We start from the raw sequence: 14,929 nt of genomic DNA, 5'->3' as shown, positions 1-14,929 counted from the left end.
CACCGTTTTATGAAGCAGGAGGTACGGAGGTGGGTTTGTTGTCCAGGGTGCGTTTCGATCTCGACACGCTCAAACGGCTCGCGCAGTTTGCGGCGAAGCGCAGTAGCGAAGACCGCATTCCACAGGTGGCCGGCAGCCTCACGTTCACGACCATGCTCGCGCTCGTGCCGCTCGCCACGGTCGCGTTTGCGCTGTTCACCGCCTTTCCGCTATTCAGCTCGTTTCAGATGTCGCTGCAGATTTTCTTGGCCGACCATCTGATGCCCGCGCAGCTCAACAGTCAGATTTTCGATTATCTGAATCAGTTCGCGTCGAAGGCCAAGAGCCTCACGACCATCGGCATGATTTTTCTGTTTGTCACCGCCGTGATGACGATGATGACCGTGGAATCCGCTTTCAACGTGATCTGGCGGGTGCGCAAGGCGCGGCCGATCGCGCAGCGCATCCTGGTCTACTGGGCGATCATCACGCTTGGCCCGATTCTGATCGGCGTGAGCCTGTCGACTTCTTCCTATCTGTTCACGCGGTCCATGGCGTTTACGGCCGTCCAGCATATTCCTTCGGTGATCGACTGGGCGCTGACCGGCGCCGCGCTGCCATTGACGGCGCTCGCCTTCACAATGCTTTACGTGTTTCTGCCGAACTGCCGGGTGGAGTGGCGTGATGCGGTGATTGGCGGAATTACTGCTGCGATCGCCTTCGAACTCGCCAAGCGGGGCTTTGGCTATTACGTGCGCCGGATTCCCACCTACACGACGGTGTACGGTGCATTTGCCGCTGTGCCGCTATTCCTGGTGTGGATGTACCTATGCTGGTTCATCGCGCTGGCCGGCGCGATGATCGCGTCGGCGTTGCCGGCGATCCGCATCGGCCAGTTTCACCGGCCGACTTTCGAGGGCAGCGATCTGTTCGATTCGCTCGAACTCCTCGCGCGGCTCTCCGAAGCGCGCGATGCGGGCAAGCGCGGCTACACGGTGCCGGAACTCTCGCGAATGCTTCGCCGCGAGATGGATACCACGATCAAGCTGCTGCAAAAGCTTGAAGAGATCGAGTGGATCGCGCGCTTGCAGGACGACGACACGCGTGCGCACTTCCTGCTGCTGGCCAATCCGGCGCAGATCACGGTCGAACGTTTGTTCAGTCTGTTCGTGATCGACCGCGCGGAACTCGAATATCAGCTTGAACTGAACTCTACGCGTGTGGATGGCCAGACGCTTCTGGCGGCGCTGGAAAACGACAAGCTGAAAGTGACGCTTGCTACGCTGCTGGCGGCGCGTGCCGCCGCGCGGGCAGCGCGCGCCCTGGAGAGCGAACAGGGCACGTCTTCAATGCCGCATCAGGCTGCATGAGCAGGCCGCATGAGCAGGCCGCATGAGCAAGCTGCATGAGCAAGCTGCATGAGCAGGCCGCCTGAGGCGGCAGCAAACCTACAGCGAAATCTTCCCCACGCAAATGTCCTTGAACATCGCCCAGTCGCCCATCAGGCTATAAAGCGGATGCCGGAAGGTAGCCGGCCGGTTTTTCTCGAAGAAGAAATGCCCGACCCAGGCAAAGCCATATCCGCAGATGACGGCAGCCGGCAGCCATAGCCAGTCGCCGGTGGCGAGCGCCATGGCGAGGCAACCTATCACGCCGAGCGACCCTACGAAATGCAGCCGCCGCGATACCGTGTTGCGATGCTCGCTCAGGTAGTACGGATAGAACTCCGCGAAACTCGCGAAGTGATCGGTGTGCGCGGTTTGAGCCATCACGGCCTCCGAATGTCGACGCTACTCGATTCCGTGCCCGTCGCTCCCAGGTTGCTTCGCCGTGCGCTGACATTGCTCGGAACGCGCTCGAAACAGGACAGGCTTGACCCATTGTGCGGCTATCGGGGCAGGCGCGCAACCTGGCCATTCGGCCGATGGCGCGCGTCTGCCTGGGCGGCTATCGTGACGACTCGCAGCAACTATTGAACGGCGCTGGCGGCCTTCGAGGCGAAGCTGAACAGCGCGTCGAGCGTGGCATCGGGCTGCTCGGTCATCAAGGCATGGCCGGCTTCGAGCATGACCGTGCCGACCGGTACGCCGGCTTGAGAGAGCGCGTCGGCGAGCGCTTTGGCCGCGCGCGGCGGCGTCATCGCATCGCGCCGGCCCACGATCAATCGCGTCGGGCAACGCACCTCAGCGGCGCGTGCGAGGCCGTCCGCATAGCCATTGCAGGCGGTGAAGTCGGTGTGGAACAGGTCAGGCTCGCCGCTCGCCGAGACACGCTCCATCAGCCGCTGGTTCATGCCGTGCAGCCAGAAGCCTGGGCCGGGGCACGACGGCTTGGCGGCGAGCGTCGAATGCGACCATTGATTGACCATACCGATTGCATCGGGCTCGCGATGCAGGGCGGCGTCGAGCAAGGTGTCGGAGACGACCATCGGCACGGCGGTGGCGAGCAGCGCCAGGTGCGTCACGCGCTGCGGATAGCGGCCGGCGAAGTCGAGTGCGATCAGCGAGCCCATGCTGTGGCCGGCCACGAATGCGCGCTGTACGCCGGCGGCGTCAAGCAGGGCTGCCAGCCAGTCGGCCATTGCTGTCACGGTGGTGAGCGCCGGGCCGGCGCTGCGGCAGTGTCCGGGCAGGTCGACCGCCAGGACGCCAAAGCCGTGATGCGCGAAGTAACGCGTTTGCAATGCCCACACGCTATGGTCATGCTCGGCGCCGTGGATGAACACGGCGGTCGGCAGGCTGGCGTCGAATGGTTTGCCGCCGGTGTAGGCGTAGGCGGGCTTGCCTTGAACGGTGACGATCATGCGGACTCCGGGCGGGGTTTGGCCGCATCGGCGGGCGGGTCGGATGGGTTGCCTTGAGTTGGCGCGGCGGATGAACTGGAGCGGATGTCTTGGGCCGAAGCTGCGGATGAACTGGAGGGGCTGCTTTGGGCTGAAGCAGCGGACCAGCTGGAATGGATGTTTTTTGCCGTGCTGGATGGACCGGATGATCCACTCTCAGGCGCGGTCGTCCCACCCGCTTTCTGCGCGGCTTTCAGCGCGCGCTTGAGGTCGTCGATCAGATCGTCGGGGTCTTCAAGGCCGATCGACAGGCGGATCGTGCCTTCGGCGATGCCGGCTGCGGCGAGCGCGGCGGCGTCCATGCGGAAGTGCGTCGTCGATGCGGGATGGATGACCAGCGAGCGCGCGTCGCCGACGTTCGCGAGATGCGAGAACAGCGAAAGCGCTTCAATAAAGCTGCGTCCGGCGGCGCGGTCACCGCGCAGATTGAAGCTGAACACCGCGCCGGCGCCGCGTGGCAGCAGACGCTTGGCAAGCGCATGGTCCGGATGCGATGGCAGCTCCGGGTAGGCGACGGCTTCGACGGCAGGGTGCGCGCACAGGAATTCGACCACCTTGCGCGTATTCGCGACGTGCCGTTCCATGCGTAGCGGCAGCGTCTCGATGCCTTGCAGCAGTTGCCAGGCGGCCTGGGGATGCAGGCACGCGCCGAAGTCGCGCAAGCCCTCGCGGCGCGCGCGCAGGAGGAACGGTGCGACTGTGCTTTCCTCGGCGAATATCATGCCGTGAAAGCCCTCGTACGGCTCGGTAAATTCGGGGAAACGACCGGATGCGTTGAAGTCGAACGTGCCGCCGTCCACGAGTACGCCGCCGATCGTGGTGCCGTGGCCGCCGAGGAATTTGGTCGCCGAGTGATAGACGAAGTCGGCGCCATGCTCGAATGGCTTGAGCAGATAGGGCGTAGTGAAGGTCGAATCGACCAGCAGCGGCACGCGGTGCTCATGTGCGAGCTGTGCCACCGCGGCGATGTCGAGCACGTCGAGCCCGGGGTTGCCAAGCGTCTCGCCGAACAGCAGGCGTGTGTTGGGGCGCAGCGCGGCGCGCCACGCGTCAGGATCGCCCGGTTTGACGAAGGTCGTCTCGATACCGAAGCGCCGCAGCGTGTAGTGCAGCAGGTTGTGCGAGCCGCCGTACAGCGCGCTGGAGGCGACGATATGGGAGCCGGCACCCATCAAGGTGGCGATCGCCAGATGCAGTGCTGCCTGGCCGCTGGCCGTGCCGATCGCGCCTGCGCCGTTTTCAAGCGCGGCAACGCGCTCCTCGAACACGGCCACGGTCGGATTCGAGATGCGCGAATAGACGTGGCCGGCGCGTTCCATATTGAAGAGCGCTGCGGCGTGGTCCGAGTCGCGGAACGAAAACGAGGTAGTCTGGTAAATCGGCGTGGCGCGCGCGCCGGTGCTTGGGTCGGGCGCTGCGCCGGCGTGCAGCGCAAGCGTATCGAAACGGTTGGCGGACATCCTGGGCGGCGAGGCCACGGACGGCCTCGCGAAAGGTGAAAGTGGCGGCCATCCTATCACCGGCATGGATCGCTTCAAGCGCGGTTTTCCCGATGCGCACGGTCAGGATGGCGCCGGGCCGACCTTGCAAACGCCCGTTGCGCCTTGGTGGGCGGGCCGCTTTCCTTTTATGGGCCTTTCCGCTAGGATCGAAAGTCAATTGGACACTATCAGCTTAGCGGGTATCACGGAGACATATCATGCGAGTCAGCGACATTCTTAAAGTCAAAGGCAACACCCTTTTCACGGTCACGCCAGATACAACGCTGCACGACGCAGTCAATACCATGGCCGAACACGATATCGGCTCGCTGGTCGTGATGGAATATGGCGACCTCGTCGGCATGCTGACGTTTCGCGAAATTATTCTGACCTTGAGCAAGCACGGCGGCAGCCTCGGTACCTCCACGATCCGCAAGTTGATGGACGACCATCCGCTCACCTGTACGCCCGAAACGGATGTCAACGAGGTTCGCCGCATGATGCTCGAGCATCATGTGCGCTATTTGCCGGTGCTGGAAAGCCGCAGGCTGATGGGCGTGATCTCGTTCTACGACGTCGCGAAGGCGGTGGTCGAAGAGCAGGGCTTCGAAAACCGCATGCTCAAGGCTTACATCCGCGATTGGCCGGAAGAACCGCAAGACCAGCAACCGTCGCCGCGCTAACTAGCTAACGCGCGGTGGCTCACCGCGGCGCTCGCGCCGTTGCCGTGAGTGCGAAGATGCGGTCAAGGCGCGCGCGAAAGCGTGCGCTTTTTTTGCGCCCGGACCTTTCCCATTTGTTGCTCTTTTAGCCCGTTCCCGAACTTCATGAGCGATCGTCCGTTGCCTGCTGCCCGCCGTGCCGCCCGCCCTCACGAGGCGCATGAGTCGCAGTTCCGCCTGCTCGGCCAGCGCCGTTTCGCGCCGTTTTTCTGGACCCAGTTCCTCGGCGCGATGAACGACAACGTGTTCAAGATCGGCTTCACGTCGCTTGTCACGTATCAGGCGGCGCGCTTTTCCGGTGTCGATCCGAAGACGGCGGCGTTCCTGATCTCGGCGATCTTCATTCTGCCGTTCGTGCTGCTGTCGGCCACCTCCGGCCAGATCGCGGACAAGTACGACAAGGCGACGCTCACGCGTTTCGTCAAAAGTTTCGAAATCGTCGTGATGCTGATCGGCGGCGCGGGGTTCTGGCTGCATAGCGCGCCTCTGCTGTATCTGTGCACGTTTCTGATGGGCGTCCATTCGACCGTGTTCGGACCGGTCAAGTATTCGTACCTGCCGCAGCATCTGTCGAAGTCGGAACTGGTCGGCGGTAACGGGATGGTCGAGATGGGCACCTTCGTCGCGATCCTGATCGGCACGATCGTCGGCGGTGTGGGTGCGGGTTTCGTCGAGCATGGCGCCGTGGTGCTGGCCTGCGCATGTGTCGGGATTGCGCTGGTGGGGCGGCTGGTGTCGAACTTCGTGCCTGTCACGGCGGCGCCGCAGCCCGATCTGCGCATCAACTGGAATCCGGTCAGCGAGACGTGGCGCAATCTGAAGCTCGCGCGCGAAAACCGGACGGTGTTTCTGAGCCTGCTGGGGATTTCCTGGCTGTGGTTCGTGGGCGCGACCTTTCTGTCTTCCTTTTTCAGCTTCGCGAAAAACGTGCTGTCCGCCGATCCGGACGTCGTAACCGTGCTGCTCGGCACGTTCTCGATCGGCATCGGCATCGGCTCGCTGCTGTGCGAAAAGCTCTCGAAGCGGCGCGTCGAAATCGGCCTCGTGCCGCTCGGCTCGATCGGCATGAGCGTGTTCGCGATCGATCTATTCTTCGCGAGCCATGCGCTGCCAGCTGCCGGGCATCTCCTGAGCGTCGGCGAATTCCTCGTGCGGCCCGCCCATTGGCGCGTGCTGGCCGATCTGTTTCTGCTGGCCATGTTCGGCGGCCTCTATAGCGTGCCGCTCTATGCGCTGATCCAGAGCCGCAGCCAGCCGAGCCATCGTGCGCGCATCATCGCAGCGAACAATATTCTGAATTCGCTGTTCATGATCGTCTCGGCGTTGATGGCGATGGCGCTGACAGCGGCGGGCTTCAGCATTCCGGCGATTTTCCTCGTCACGGCGCTGCTGAACATTGTCGTCGCGACGTACATCTATTCGCTCGTCCCCGAGTTTTTGCTGCGCTTTATCGCCTGGGCGCTGGTGCATACGTTCTACCGGATTCGTCTGGTTCATGCCGAACGGATTCCGGAAGAGGGCGCGGCCGTGCTGGTGTGCAACCACGTGAGCTTCGTCGATGCGATCGTCATCATGGCCGAGAGTCCGCGGCCGATCCGCTTCGTGATGGACCATCAGATCTTCGAGTCGCCGTTCGCCGGCTGGGTGTTCCGCCATGCGAAGGCGATTCCGATCGCGCCCGCCCATCAGGATCTGGCGCTGCTGGCGCGCGCCTATGAGCGCTGCGCCGAGGCGCTCGCCGAGGGCGATCTGGTCTGTATCTTCCCGGAAGGCAAGCTGACAAAGACCGGCGAAATGAATCCATTCCGCCACGGCGTAACCGAGATCATCCGTCGCGCGCCGGCGCCGGTGATACCGATGGCGCTGCGCGGACTGTGGGGCAGCGTGTTTTCGCGTGCCAACGACGCGCGCTGGCCGCGACCGATCCAGAAGGGCGTGATGAGCCGGCTGACGCTGGCGGTGGGTGAACCGATCGATCCGGTCGAGGCGACGCCGGAAGTGCTGCAGCAGATCGTCTCCGAGTTGCGCGGAGCGCGGAAGTAGAGCGGCCGGATAACGGTTTGCCGACGGGGGGCGGAGCGCAAGCTGCGGCGTCACGGAATTCGCGGTTGTGTGCCGGTTTGTGGTTTGTGTCCCGTTGCGGCAGGAATTCCTGCGCTTCCACCTGCGGCCCTGCTACCGCCAGAGACTTGTCCGGAAGGCATAGACCGGCGCGCGCTGCGGTTCGAGCCCCTTGAGGGCTGGCATAATGGCGGCTTCCCCGCATTTCTTTGGACGACGCCCATGTCCGGCAACACGCTCGGTACGCTTTTCACTGTCACGACCTTCGGCGAATCGCACGGCCCCGCTATCGGCTGCGTGATCGACGGCTGCCCGCCCGGCATGGCGCTTGGCGAAGCCGATATCCAGTTCGAACTCGACCGCCGCAAGCCGGGCACGTCGCGCCACGTTACGCAGCGTCAGGAAGAAGACAAGGTCGAGATCCTGTCGGGCGTGTTCGAAGGCCAGACCACCGGCGCACCGATCGCGCTGCTGATCCGCAATACAGACCAGCGCAGCAAGGACTACGGCAATATTGCGGACACCTTCCGGCCCGGTCACGCCGACTACACCTACTGGCAGAAATACGGCATTCGCGATTATCGCGGTGGTGGCCGTTCGTCGGCCCGTCTGACTGCACCTACGGTGGCGGCCGGCGCGGTAGCGAAGAAATGGCTGCGCGAAAAATTCGGTACCGAGATCCGCGGCTACATGGCGGCGCTAGGCGAGATCGACGTACCGTTCGTCGACTGGGTGCACGTGCGTGAGAACCCGTTCTTCGTGCCGAATGCCGGGATCGTGCCGGAACTCGAAAACTACATGGACGCGTTGCGCAAAGACGGCGACTCGATCGGCGCGCGTATCAACGTCGTGGCTTCGGGCGTGCCGGTCGGGCTTGGCGAGCCGCTGTTCGACCGCCTCGACGCGGACATTGCGCACGCCATGATGGGCATCAATGCGGTGAAGGGCGTCGAGATCGGCGCGGGCTTTGCCAGCGTCGCGCAGCGCGGCTCGGTGCACGGCGACGAATTGACGCCGGAGGGCTTCGTCGGCAATCACGCGGGCGGCGTGCTCGGCGGTATTTCGACCGGGCAGGACATCACGGTGTCGATCGCGATCAAGCCGACTTCGAGCATTCGCACGCCGCGCCGCTCGATCGACAAGGCAGGGCAGCCGGCCATCGTCGAAACGTTCGGGCGCCATGACCCGTGCGTCGGCATCCGTGCCACGCCGATCGCCGAATCCATGCTTGCGCTGGTGCTGATCGACCACGCGCTGCGCCACCGTGCGCAATGCGGCGATGTCGCTGTGAGCACGCCGAAGATCGCGGCGAGCGCGCCGTAAAGAACGCGCTCTGAGTGTCTTCGTACTGTGCGCGCAACATCATATCAATGACCGATTTGAATATCGAGCCGGCAGATAGCCAAGTCGCGAACCTGCGAGCGCGTGCCGCCGCCCCGCATGCCGGCGCGGCCGACTGCCTCGCCTTCGGACAAACGCTGCTGCAGCACGCTGGCCGCGGCAAAGCTGCCCAGCGCGAAGCGCTTGCAGCGCTCGTGCGCGCCTATCAGCTTGATCCCTCTTGCGAACCCACACTGCTTCACACGATTGCGCAGACGGCGTTCGTCGTGCGCGACTGGGCACTCGTCGACTCCGCTACTACGCTGCTTCTCGAACGGAACACCGAAGACGCCAACGCGCTGATCTGGCGCGCCGCTGCCGTGCAACAACGCAACGACTTCGACACGGCGGAGCGGCTGCTGCGCGAAGCGGTGCGTGTCGTGCCCGGTAATCCGGTGGCGCTTCACAAGCTCGCGTTGTGCATCAAGGAGCAGGCACGTTTCCAGGAAGCGGAAGCCTTGCTCAGGCAGGTGCTTGCTTTGTCGCCGAATAACGCGCATGCGCTGTTCGATCTGTCGGAGCTCGAAATCCGCACGGCACGTTTCACCGAAGGCTGGGCGCATTACGAGTCACGTGTCGCGTTCGGCGACGATTTGAATAACGCGCAGCATGCGCTTGCTGCGATCAGCGCGCATTGGCAGGGCGAATCGCTGGAAGGCAAAACGCTGATCGTGTATGGCGAGCAAGGCAACGGCGACTGCCTGTGGGCGGTGCGCTTTCTGCCGCTGCTGGCCGAGCGGGCGCGACGCGAAGGCGGCCGGGTGATTTTCGGTCACGACGGGCCCTTGCGGCATCTATTCGAACGAATGCTGCCGGCCGACTTGCCGCTCGAAACGAACCTTGAAACGCGGCCTGATTTCCATTGCGGGTTGATGAGCTTGCCGCTGCGGCTTGGCGTCTTCGATGCAAAAGGGTGGGGCGCGCCGTATCTGGGCGCTGAGCCCGCGCGTGTGCAGGCGTGGCGCGAGCGGGTCCAGGCGCACACGGCCGGCAAGCCGGGTAATCGCAAAGTCGGTCTGGTGTGGAACGGCAATCCTGACCATATCCGCGATAGGCGGCGGTCGGTGCCCGTCGAGCAACTCGAGCCGCTATTGAGCGTGCCCGGCGTTACCTGGTTTGCGGTGTCGCCCGGGCGCAGCGAGACGGTCGCGCAGTGGCGGGCACAGCGTCTCGATATAGTCGACTTGACCCATCATTTTCAGTCCGGATTCGACGACGTCGCTGCGTTGCTGGCGAATCTGGATCTGGTCGTCACGATTGATAGCGGACCGGCGCATCTGGCGGGAGCGCTCGGCGTGCCGACGTGTTTGATGATCGATCATGTGTCGGCATGGTTTTGGGGCGATGAATCGCGCACCACGGACTGGTATGACGCTATTGAGCTCTTTCGGCAGCCTGAGATTGGTGCGTGGGCGCCGGTGCTGGCCAAGGTGCGAGAGCGGATTGAACTGATGCGGGGCGTTTGAGCTTTTTGCTTCGCGGCGACGTTGGCAGTGCGTCTGCCGTGGATGCCGCTTTGTCTTTTGCACGCCCGGAGCGATCAACTGCCTTTCCGGAGCGATCAACTGCATGCCGTGCGCGGACAGACAAACAAGCTCCGCGCACGGCAAACAAACACCGAATCACATATTCGGGTAATTCGGCCCACCGCCGCCCTCAGGCGTCACCCAGACGATGTTCTGGGTCGGGTCCTTGATGTCGCAGGTCTTGCAGTGCACGCAGTTCTGCGCGTTGATCACCAGCCGCTCGCTGCCGTCGTCGTTCTTCACGAACTCGTACACCGCAGCGGGGCAGTAGCGTGACTCCGGACCGGCATAGGTCTGCCAGTTCACATTCACCGGCACCGAAGGATCTTTCAGCGTCAGGTGGGCCGGCTGGTTCTCTTCATGGTTGGTGTTCGAGATGAACACCGACGACAGGCGGTCGAAAGTCAGCTTCCCATCCGGCTTCGGATAAACAATCGGCTTGCACTGCGACGCCGGTTTCAGCATCTCGTGGTCGGAATGGTGGTGATGCAGCGTCCAGGGCACGTTACCGCCCAGCAGTTTCTGCTCGATGCCGACCATCAGCGTGCCGAGGTACAGGCCCTTGCTCATCCACTGCTTGAAGTTGCGCGCACGATGCAGTTCGGTGTGCAGCCACGACGTCCTGAACGACTCCGGATAGGCCACCAGTTCATCAGCCTGACGTCCTGCCTGCACGGCATCGAATGCCGCTTCCGCGGCCAGCATGCCGGTCTTGATTGCCGCGTGCGAACCCTTGATGCGCGATGCGTTCAGGAAGCCCGCATCGTCGCCCACCAGCGCACCGCCCGGGAACACCAGCTTCGGCAGCGACATCAGGCCGCCCGCCGTAATCGCCCGTGCGCCATACGACACCCGCTTGCCGCCTTCGAGCACCGCGCGGATCGCCGGATGCGTCTTGTAGCGCTGGAACTCCTCGAACGGCGACAGATACGGGTTCGTGTAGCCGAGGCCGACCACGAAGCCCACCACCACCTGGTTGTTGTCCATGTGATAGAGGAACGAGCCACCGTACGTGTCGTTTTCCAGCGGCCAGCCGGCGGTGTGCATCACCAGACCCGGCTTGTGCTTCGAAGGATCGATTTCCCACAGTTCCTTGATGCCGATCCCGTGGACCTGCGGATCGACGCCTTCGCGCAGCTTGAATCTGTCGTTCAGTTGACGGCCGAGGTGCCCGCGTGCGCCTTCGCAGAACAGCGTGTATTTCGCATGCAGTTCCATGCCGAGCTGGAAATTCTCGGTGGGTTCGCCGTCCTTGCCAATCCCGAGGTTGCCGGTCGCGACACCCTTGACCGAGCCGTCGTCGTTGTACAGAATTTCCGCCGCCGGAAAGCCCGGAAAAATCTCCACGCCCAGCGCCTCGGCCTGCTGACCCAGCCAGCGCGTGACATTCGCGAGGCTGATCACGTAGTTGCCGTGGTTCTTGAAGTTATCCGGCAGCGCCCAGGTGGGCACGCTCTTCGAACCGGTTTCGGTGAGGAACAGGAATTTGTCTTCGGTCACGTCCACCGTCAGCGGCGCGCCTTTTTCCTTCCAGTCGGGGATCAGTTCGGTGATCGCGCGCGGATCCATCACCGCGCCCGACAGGATATGCGCCCCGATCTCCGAGCCTTTTTCCAGTACGCACACGCCAATCTCGACGCTTTTCTCAGCTGCCAGCTGCTTCAGGCGGATCGCGGCCGACAGGCCAGCCGGGCCGCCGCCGACGATCACGACGTCGTATTCCATCGACTCGCGTGGACCGTATTGCTCAATGAGACTTGCGGGGGTCATTGATGCTCCTCTTGTTACCGTTAGAATGCTTTTTTCGGGATCGTATTGTGGGCGATGGCCTCCGCAACTGCAACCAGATGAGCAGAGATTAGCACGATCGTACTATTTCTGTGATACGGTATGACCCGCACTGAGGGTCTTGCCGCATCTGTCAATCGCGTCTGTAACAACAACCGAACAAGGGAACGACAATGGGCCGTTCGATCAATCTGGAAGGCAAGGTCGCGCTGATCACCGGCGCCTCGAGCGGGTTGGGGAAGCGCTTTGCTCAAGTATTGTCGCAGGCTGGCGCCAAGGTCGTGCTGGCGAGCCGCCGCACCGAGCGTCTGAAAGAGTTGCGCGCCGAGATCGAGGCCGCCGGCGGCGCGGCGCACGTTGTCTCGCTCGACGTCACGGATTATCAGAGCATCAAGTCGGCCGTTGCCCACGCGGAAACCGAGGCGGGCACGATCGACATTCTGGTGAACAATGCAGGCGTGTCGACCACGCAGAAGCTTACGGAAGTCACGCCGGCCGACTTCGAATACGTGTTCGACACTAACACGCGCGGTGCTTTCTTTGTCGCCCAGGAAGTCGCCAAGCGCATGATCATGCGCGGAAATGGCGCGCAGAAGCCGTCATACCGGATCATCAATATCGCCTCGATGGCGGGCTTGCGGGTGCTGCCGCAGATTGGCCTGTACTCGATGAGCAAGGCCGCCGTCGTTCATATGACGAAAGCCATGGCACTGGAGTGGGGCAAGCACGGCATCAATGTGAACGCCATCTGCCCGGGCTATATCGATACCGAGATCAACCATCATCACTGGTCAACCGAGCAGGGACAGAAGCTGGTGTCGATGCTGCCGCGTCATCGTGTCGGCAAGCCGGAGGATCTGGACGGGCTGTTGCTGCTGCTGGCGGCCGACGAATCGCAGTTCATCAATGGCTCGGTAATTGCCGCCGACGATGGCTTCGGGCTCGCCTGAACACGGCTTTGGGGCGCTGTTGTGGGTTTTTGTATCATGTTTGCGCCGGCTCATGCGCCGGTTTCACCCTTGTTTCAACCCGTTAAAGAAGTACGATGAACGATTTTCACGCAGTTTTTGAGATGTCGATGCCGATCCGCTGGGGCGACATGGACGCATTCGGCCATGTGAACAACACGGTCTATTTCCGTTACATGGAGCAGGTGCGGATTTCCTGGTTCGAACAACTGGGTCTGGCCGGCAGCAACGCCGACGGGCAGGGGCCGGTGATCGTCAATGCATCGATGGAGTTTCTCAAGCAGTTGCACTATCCCGGCGATGTGATCGGCCGGATGTCCGTAGCCACGCCCGGGCGCAGCAGCTTTGACACGGGGTTCGAGCTCGTGCGCGCCGACGATCCGAACACCGTCTATGCACGTGGCGCTGCGCGCTGCGTGTGGATCGACTACGCCGCCGGCAAGTCGGTGCCGGTTCCGGATCTGCTGCGCGCGACCATCGAGCGCGCGGCGCTGGTTAAAGCGGCCTGATCGCCTGGCCCTTGTAACAAGCGCGTGGCCGCGCCCGCAATCGAACCTGGAGCCATTCTCACGTTCGCTGCGGGTGGCCTCAAGGCCGGCTTCTCACCGAGCCGGCACCCGATTCCGGCCCCAATGCCCGAGCCCCAATGTCCGAGCCTCAGTGCCCGAGCAAACGCTGCAGTAGCTCGGTCGCGTTCCCTGTATCGTATTTGCGCATCAGCCGCGCGCGGTAGACGTCGACCGTGCGCGGGCTGATATCCAGCACCCGTCCGATCTGCTTGCTGGTTTTGCCCGTCACCAGTTGCGCGGCGATTTCCCGCTCGCGCGGCGTTAATTCGACCGCCACGCGCCGTGTCGCGCTCAAATCCTCGAAAGTCCAGACACCGGCGGCGTGCGGGTCGGCGCGTTGCTGCGCGCGGCCGGTCACGTGGCACCAGAACAATTCCCCGTTGGCCCGCTTCATGATCCGGTCGTCCGCGTAACTGCCCTGGGCGGTCATGATCGGCGGAATCCGCGTGCCGATCCGTTCGAATTCGTCCGTCGACGGGTACAGCACCTGGAACGACTGGCCGAGCAGCGCCTCGCGCGTGCAGCCGAATATCGACGCCAGTTCGTCGTTGCAGTCTTCGATGATCCGTTCGCGCGACAGCACGAGTCCGATCGGGGCGAGGTGAAACGCGGTTTGGTAATCCAGTGCGGGCATGGGTTGGCGGCAAGTACTTATGTATTTTTGCGTATTGTGCCGCATGGCGCGCCCAGCGTACTCTTTCGAGCACATAACAACGCGGCGAAACGTTCGCAGCAGGCATTGGCGCGAGGCACGATAACCCGAGCGCACAGCTGGCCGCGGATGACTAGAATGACGTGTCGGGCGTTTGCCCGCTGAACGTCTTATCGAAGTCGCAAAGATCCGGCGGCCGGTGTACCGGCGGCCGGCGCTCCGGTTTCGGGTTTCCATAAAGGAAGGGACATACTGATGAACAAGGTCTATCCAGGCGCCGCCGAGGCGCTGAAAGACGTCGTCAAGGACGGGCAGACGTTTGCCGTCGGCGGCTTCGGGCTGTGCGGCATTCCCGAGGCGCTGATCGCGGCGCTGCGCGATTCGAAGGTGCAAGGCATCACCTGCATCAGCAACAATGCGGGCGTCGACGGTTTCGGCCTCGGCCTGCTGCTCGAAACGCGCCAGATCAAGAAGATGATCTCGTCGTACGTGGGCGAGAACAAGGAGTTCGAACGCCAGTATCTGGCCGGCGAACTCGAACTGGAATTCACGCCGCAAGGCACGCTCGCCGAAAAGCTGCGTGCCGGCGGCTCGGGCATTCCGGCCTTCTTCACGAACACCGGCTACGGCACGCTGATCGCCGAGGGCAAGGAAACCCGTCAGTTCGGCGAGAACCACTACGTGCTCGAACACTCACTGACGGCCGACGTCGCTTTGGTCAAGGCATGGAAAGCCGACAAATCGGGCAACCTGATCTATCGCCGCACCGCGCGCAACTTCAACCCGATGTGCGCGATGGCCGGCAAGATTACCGTCGCGGAAGTCGAGGAAATCGTCGAAGTGGGCGAACTCGATCCGGATGCGATCCACACGCCGGGTATTTTCGTGCAACGCATTGTGCTCAATGCGCATCCGGAAAAACGCATCGAACAACGCGTCGTCCGCGCGAAAGGAGACTGAT

13 protein-coding genes are annotated in these 14,929 nt (G+C 62.9%); 8 read left to right on the top strand and 5 right to left on the bottom strand.

Annotated elements, in window-relative coordinates:
• Positions 1 to 35: 35 nt before the first annotated feature.
• Positions 36 to 1,349 (top strand): YihY family inner membrane protein, encoded by a 1,314-nt coding sequence (locus tag P3T22_RS08230; RefSeq protein WP_181448424.1) that lies wholly within the window; start codon positions 36 to 38, stop codon positions 1,347 to 1,349.
• Positions 1,350 to 1,427: 78 nt separating this feature from the next.
• Here P3T22_RS08230 and P3T22_RS08225 read toward each other — a convergent pair whose 3' ends face one another.
• From P3T22_RS08225 to P3T22_RS08215, 3 genes are all read right to left on the bottom strand, one after another.
• On the bottom strand, positions 1,428 to 1,748 hold the full coding sequence (locus P3T22_RS08225) for an Mpo1-like protein (RefSeq protein WP_063496747.1): 321 nt from the start codon (positions 1,746 to 1,748) through the stop codon (positions 1,428 to 1,430).
• A gap of 200 nt (positions 1,749 to 1,948) precedes the next feature.
• Positions 1,949 to 2,782 (bottom strand): alpha/beta fold hydrolase, encoded by an 834-nt coding sequence (locus P3T22_RS08220; protein ID WP_429324733.1) that lies wholly within the window; start codon positions 2,780 to 2,782, stop codon positions 1,949 to 1,951.
• Complete coding sequence (locus tag P3T22_RS08215) at positions 2,779 to 4,281, bottom strand: O-acetylhomoserine aminocarboxypropyltransferase (protein ID WP_429324732.1); 1,503 nt, start codon at positions 4,279 to 4,281, stop codon at positions 2,779 to 2,781. The genes P3T22_RS08220 and P3T22_RS08215 overlap by 4 nt, the downstream gene beginning before the upstream one ends.
• A 239-nt stretch (positions 4,282 to 4,520) precedes the next feature.
• Between P3T22_RS08215 and P3T22_RS08210 the strand changes: the two genes are divergently transcribed.
• From P3T22_RS08210 to P3T22_RS08195, 4 genes are all read left to right on the top strand, one after another.
• Entirely contained in the window at positions 4,521 to 4,985 is a 465-nt protein-coding gene (locus P3T22_RS08210; protein ID WP_063496745.1) for a CBS domain-containing protein, read from the top strand.
• A 144-nt stretch (positions 4,986 to 5,129) separates the two neighbouring features.
• Positions 5,130 to 7,067 (top strand): MFS transporter, encoded by a 1,938-nt coding sequence (locus P3T22_RS08205; protein WP_429324731.1) that lies wholly within the window; start codon positions 5,130 to 5,132, stop codon positions 7,065 to 7,067.
• A 240-nt stretch (positions 7,068 to 7,307) separates the two neighbouring features.
• The gene (gene aroC, locus P3T22_RS08200) at positions 7,308 to 8,408 is read left to right on the top strand and encodes a chorismate synthase (RefSeq protein ID WP_063496743.1); all 1,101 of its coding nucleotides are present in this window, start codon (positions 7,308 to 7,310) and stop codon (positions 8,406 to 8,408) included.
• A gap of 47 nt (positions 8,409 to 8,455) precedes the next feature.
• Positions 8,456 to 9,931: a tetratricopeptide repeat protein gene (locus P3T22_RS08195; protein WP_063496742.1), complete on the top strand. Its 1,476-nt coding sequence runs from the start codon at positions 8,456 to 8,458 to the stop codon at positions 9,929 to 9,931.
• Between the two features lie 156 nt (positions 9,932 to 10,087).
• Here P3T22_RS08195 and P3T22_RS08190 read toward each other — a convergent pair whose 3' ends face one another.
• Positions 10,088 to 11,761, bottom strand: coding sequence for an electron transfer flavoprotein-ubiquinone oxidoreductase (locus P3T22_RS08190; protein WP_063496741.1), 1,674 nt, complete (start codon positions 11,759 to 11,761; stop codon positions 10,088 to 10,090).
• 191 nt (positions 11,762 to 11,952) lie between these two features.
• On the opposite strand from P3T22_RS08190, the gene P3T22_RS08185 reads away from it, so the two are divergent.
• Entirely contained in the window at positions 11,953 to 12,729 is a 777-nt protein-coding gene (locus P3T22_RS08185; RefSeq protein ID WP_429324730.1) for an SDR family oxidoreductase, read from the top strand.
• Between the two features lie 95 nt (positions 12,730 to 12,824).
• Complete coding sequence (locus P3T22_RS08180) at positions 12,825 to 13,256, top strand: acyl-CoA thioesterase (protein ID WP_063496739.1); 432 nt, start codon at positions 12,825 to 12,827, stop codon at positions 13,254 to 13,256.
• A gap of 148 nt (positions 13,257 to 13,404) precedes the next feature.
• On the opposite strand, the gene P3T22_RS08175 is transcribed toward P3T22_RS08180, so the two are convergent.
• A complete protein-coding gene (locus tag P3T22_RS08175; RefSeq protein WP_063496738.1) occupies positions 13,405 to 13,950 on the bottom strand; it encodes a LuxR C-terminal-related transcriptional regulator in 546 nt (181 codons plus the stop codon).
• A 273-nt stretch (positions 13,951 to 14,223) separates the two neighbouring features.
• Between P3T22_RS08175 and P3T22_RS08170 the strand changes: the two genes are divergently transcribed.
• Positions 14,224 to 14,928, top strand: coding sequence for a CoA transferase subunit A (locus tag P3T22_RS08170; protein WP_063496737.1), 705 nt, complete (start codon positions 14,224 to 14,226; stop codon positions 14,926 to 14,928).
• The last annotated feature ends 1 nt before the right edge of the window (position 14,929 follow it).

The organism is Paraburkholderia sp. GAS348, assembly GCF_050434205.1.
Taxonomy (GTDB): domain Bacteria; phylum Pseudomonadota; class Gammaproteobacteria; order Burkholderiales; family Burkholderiaceae; genus Paraburkholderia.
Note: the sequence above shows the minus strand (reverse complement) of the source record. Positions and strands in the feature narration are given on the sequence as shown.

Excerpts from the sequence above, each read along its gene's own strand:
- P3T22_RS08220 (WP_429324733.1), bottom strand. The coding sequence starts at position 2,782 with ATGATCGTCACCGTTCAAGGCAAGCCCGCCTACGCCTACACCGGCGGC.
- P3T22_RS08175 (WP_063496738.1), bottom strand. The coding sequence starts at position 13,950 with ATGCCCGCACTGGATTACCAAACCGCGTTTCACCTCGCCCCGATCGGA.
- P3T22_RS08210 (WP_063496745.1), top strand. The coding sequence starts at position 4,521 with ATGCGAGTCAGCGACATTCTTAAAGTCAAAGGCAACACCCTTTTCACG.
- aroC (WP_063496743.1), top strand. The coding sequence starts at position 7,308 with ATGTCCGGCAACACGCTCGGTACGCTTTTCACTGTCACGACCTTCGGC.
- P3T22_RS08205 (WP_429324731.1), top strand. The coding sequence starts at position 5,130 with ATGAGCGATCGTCCGTTGCCTGCTGCCCGCCGTGCCGCCCGCCCTCAC.
- P3T22_RS08195 (WP_063496742.1), top strand. The coding sequence starts at position 8,456 with ATGACCGATTTGAATATCGAGCCGGCAGATAGCCAAGTCGCGAACCTG.
- P3T22_RS08215 (WP_429324732.1), bottom strand. The coding sequence starts at position 4,281 with ATGTCCGCCAACCGTTTCGATACGCTTGCGCTGCACGCCGGCGCAGCG.
- P3T22_RS08170 (WP_063496737.1), top strand. The coding sequence starts at position 14,224 with ATGAACAAGGTCTATCCAGGCGCCGCCGAGGCGCTGAAAGACGTCGTC.
- P3T22_RS08185 (WP_429324730.1), top strand. The coding sequence starts at position 11,953 with ATGGGCCGTTCGATCAATCTGGAAGGCAAGGTCGCGCTGATCACCGGC.
- P3T22_RS08225 (WP_063496747.1), bottom strand. The coding sequence starts at position 1,748 with ATGGCTCAAACCGCGCACACCGATCACTTCGCGAGTTTCGCGGAGTTC.
- P3T22_RS08180 (WP_063496739.1), top strand. The coding sequence starts at position 12,825 with ATGAACGATTTTCACGCAGTTTTTGAGATGTCGATGCCGATCCGCTGG.
- P3T22_RS08190 (WP_063496741.1), bottom strand. The coding sequence starts at position 11,761 with ATGACCCCCGCAAGTCTCATTGAGCAATACGGTCCACGCGAGTCGATG.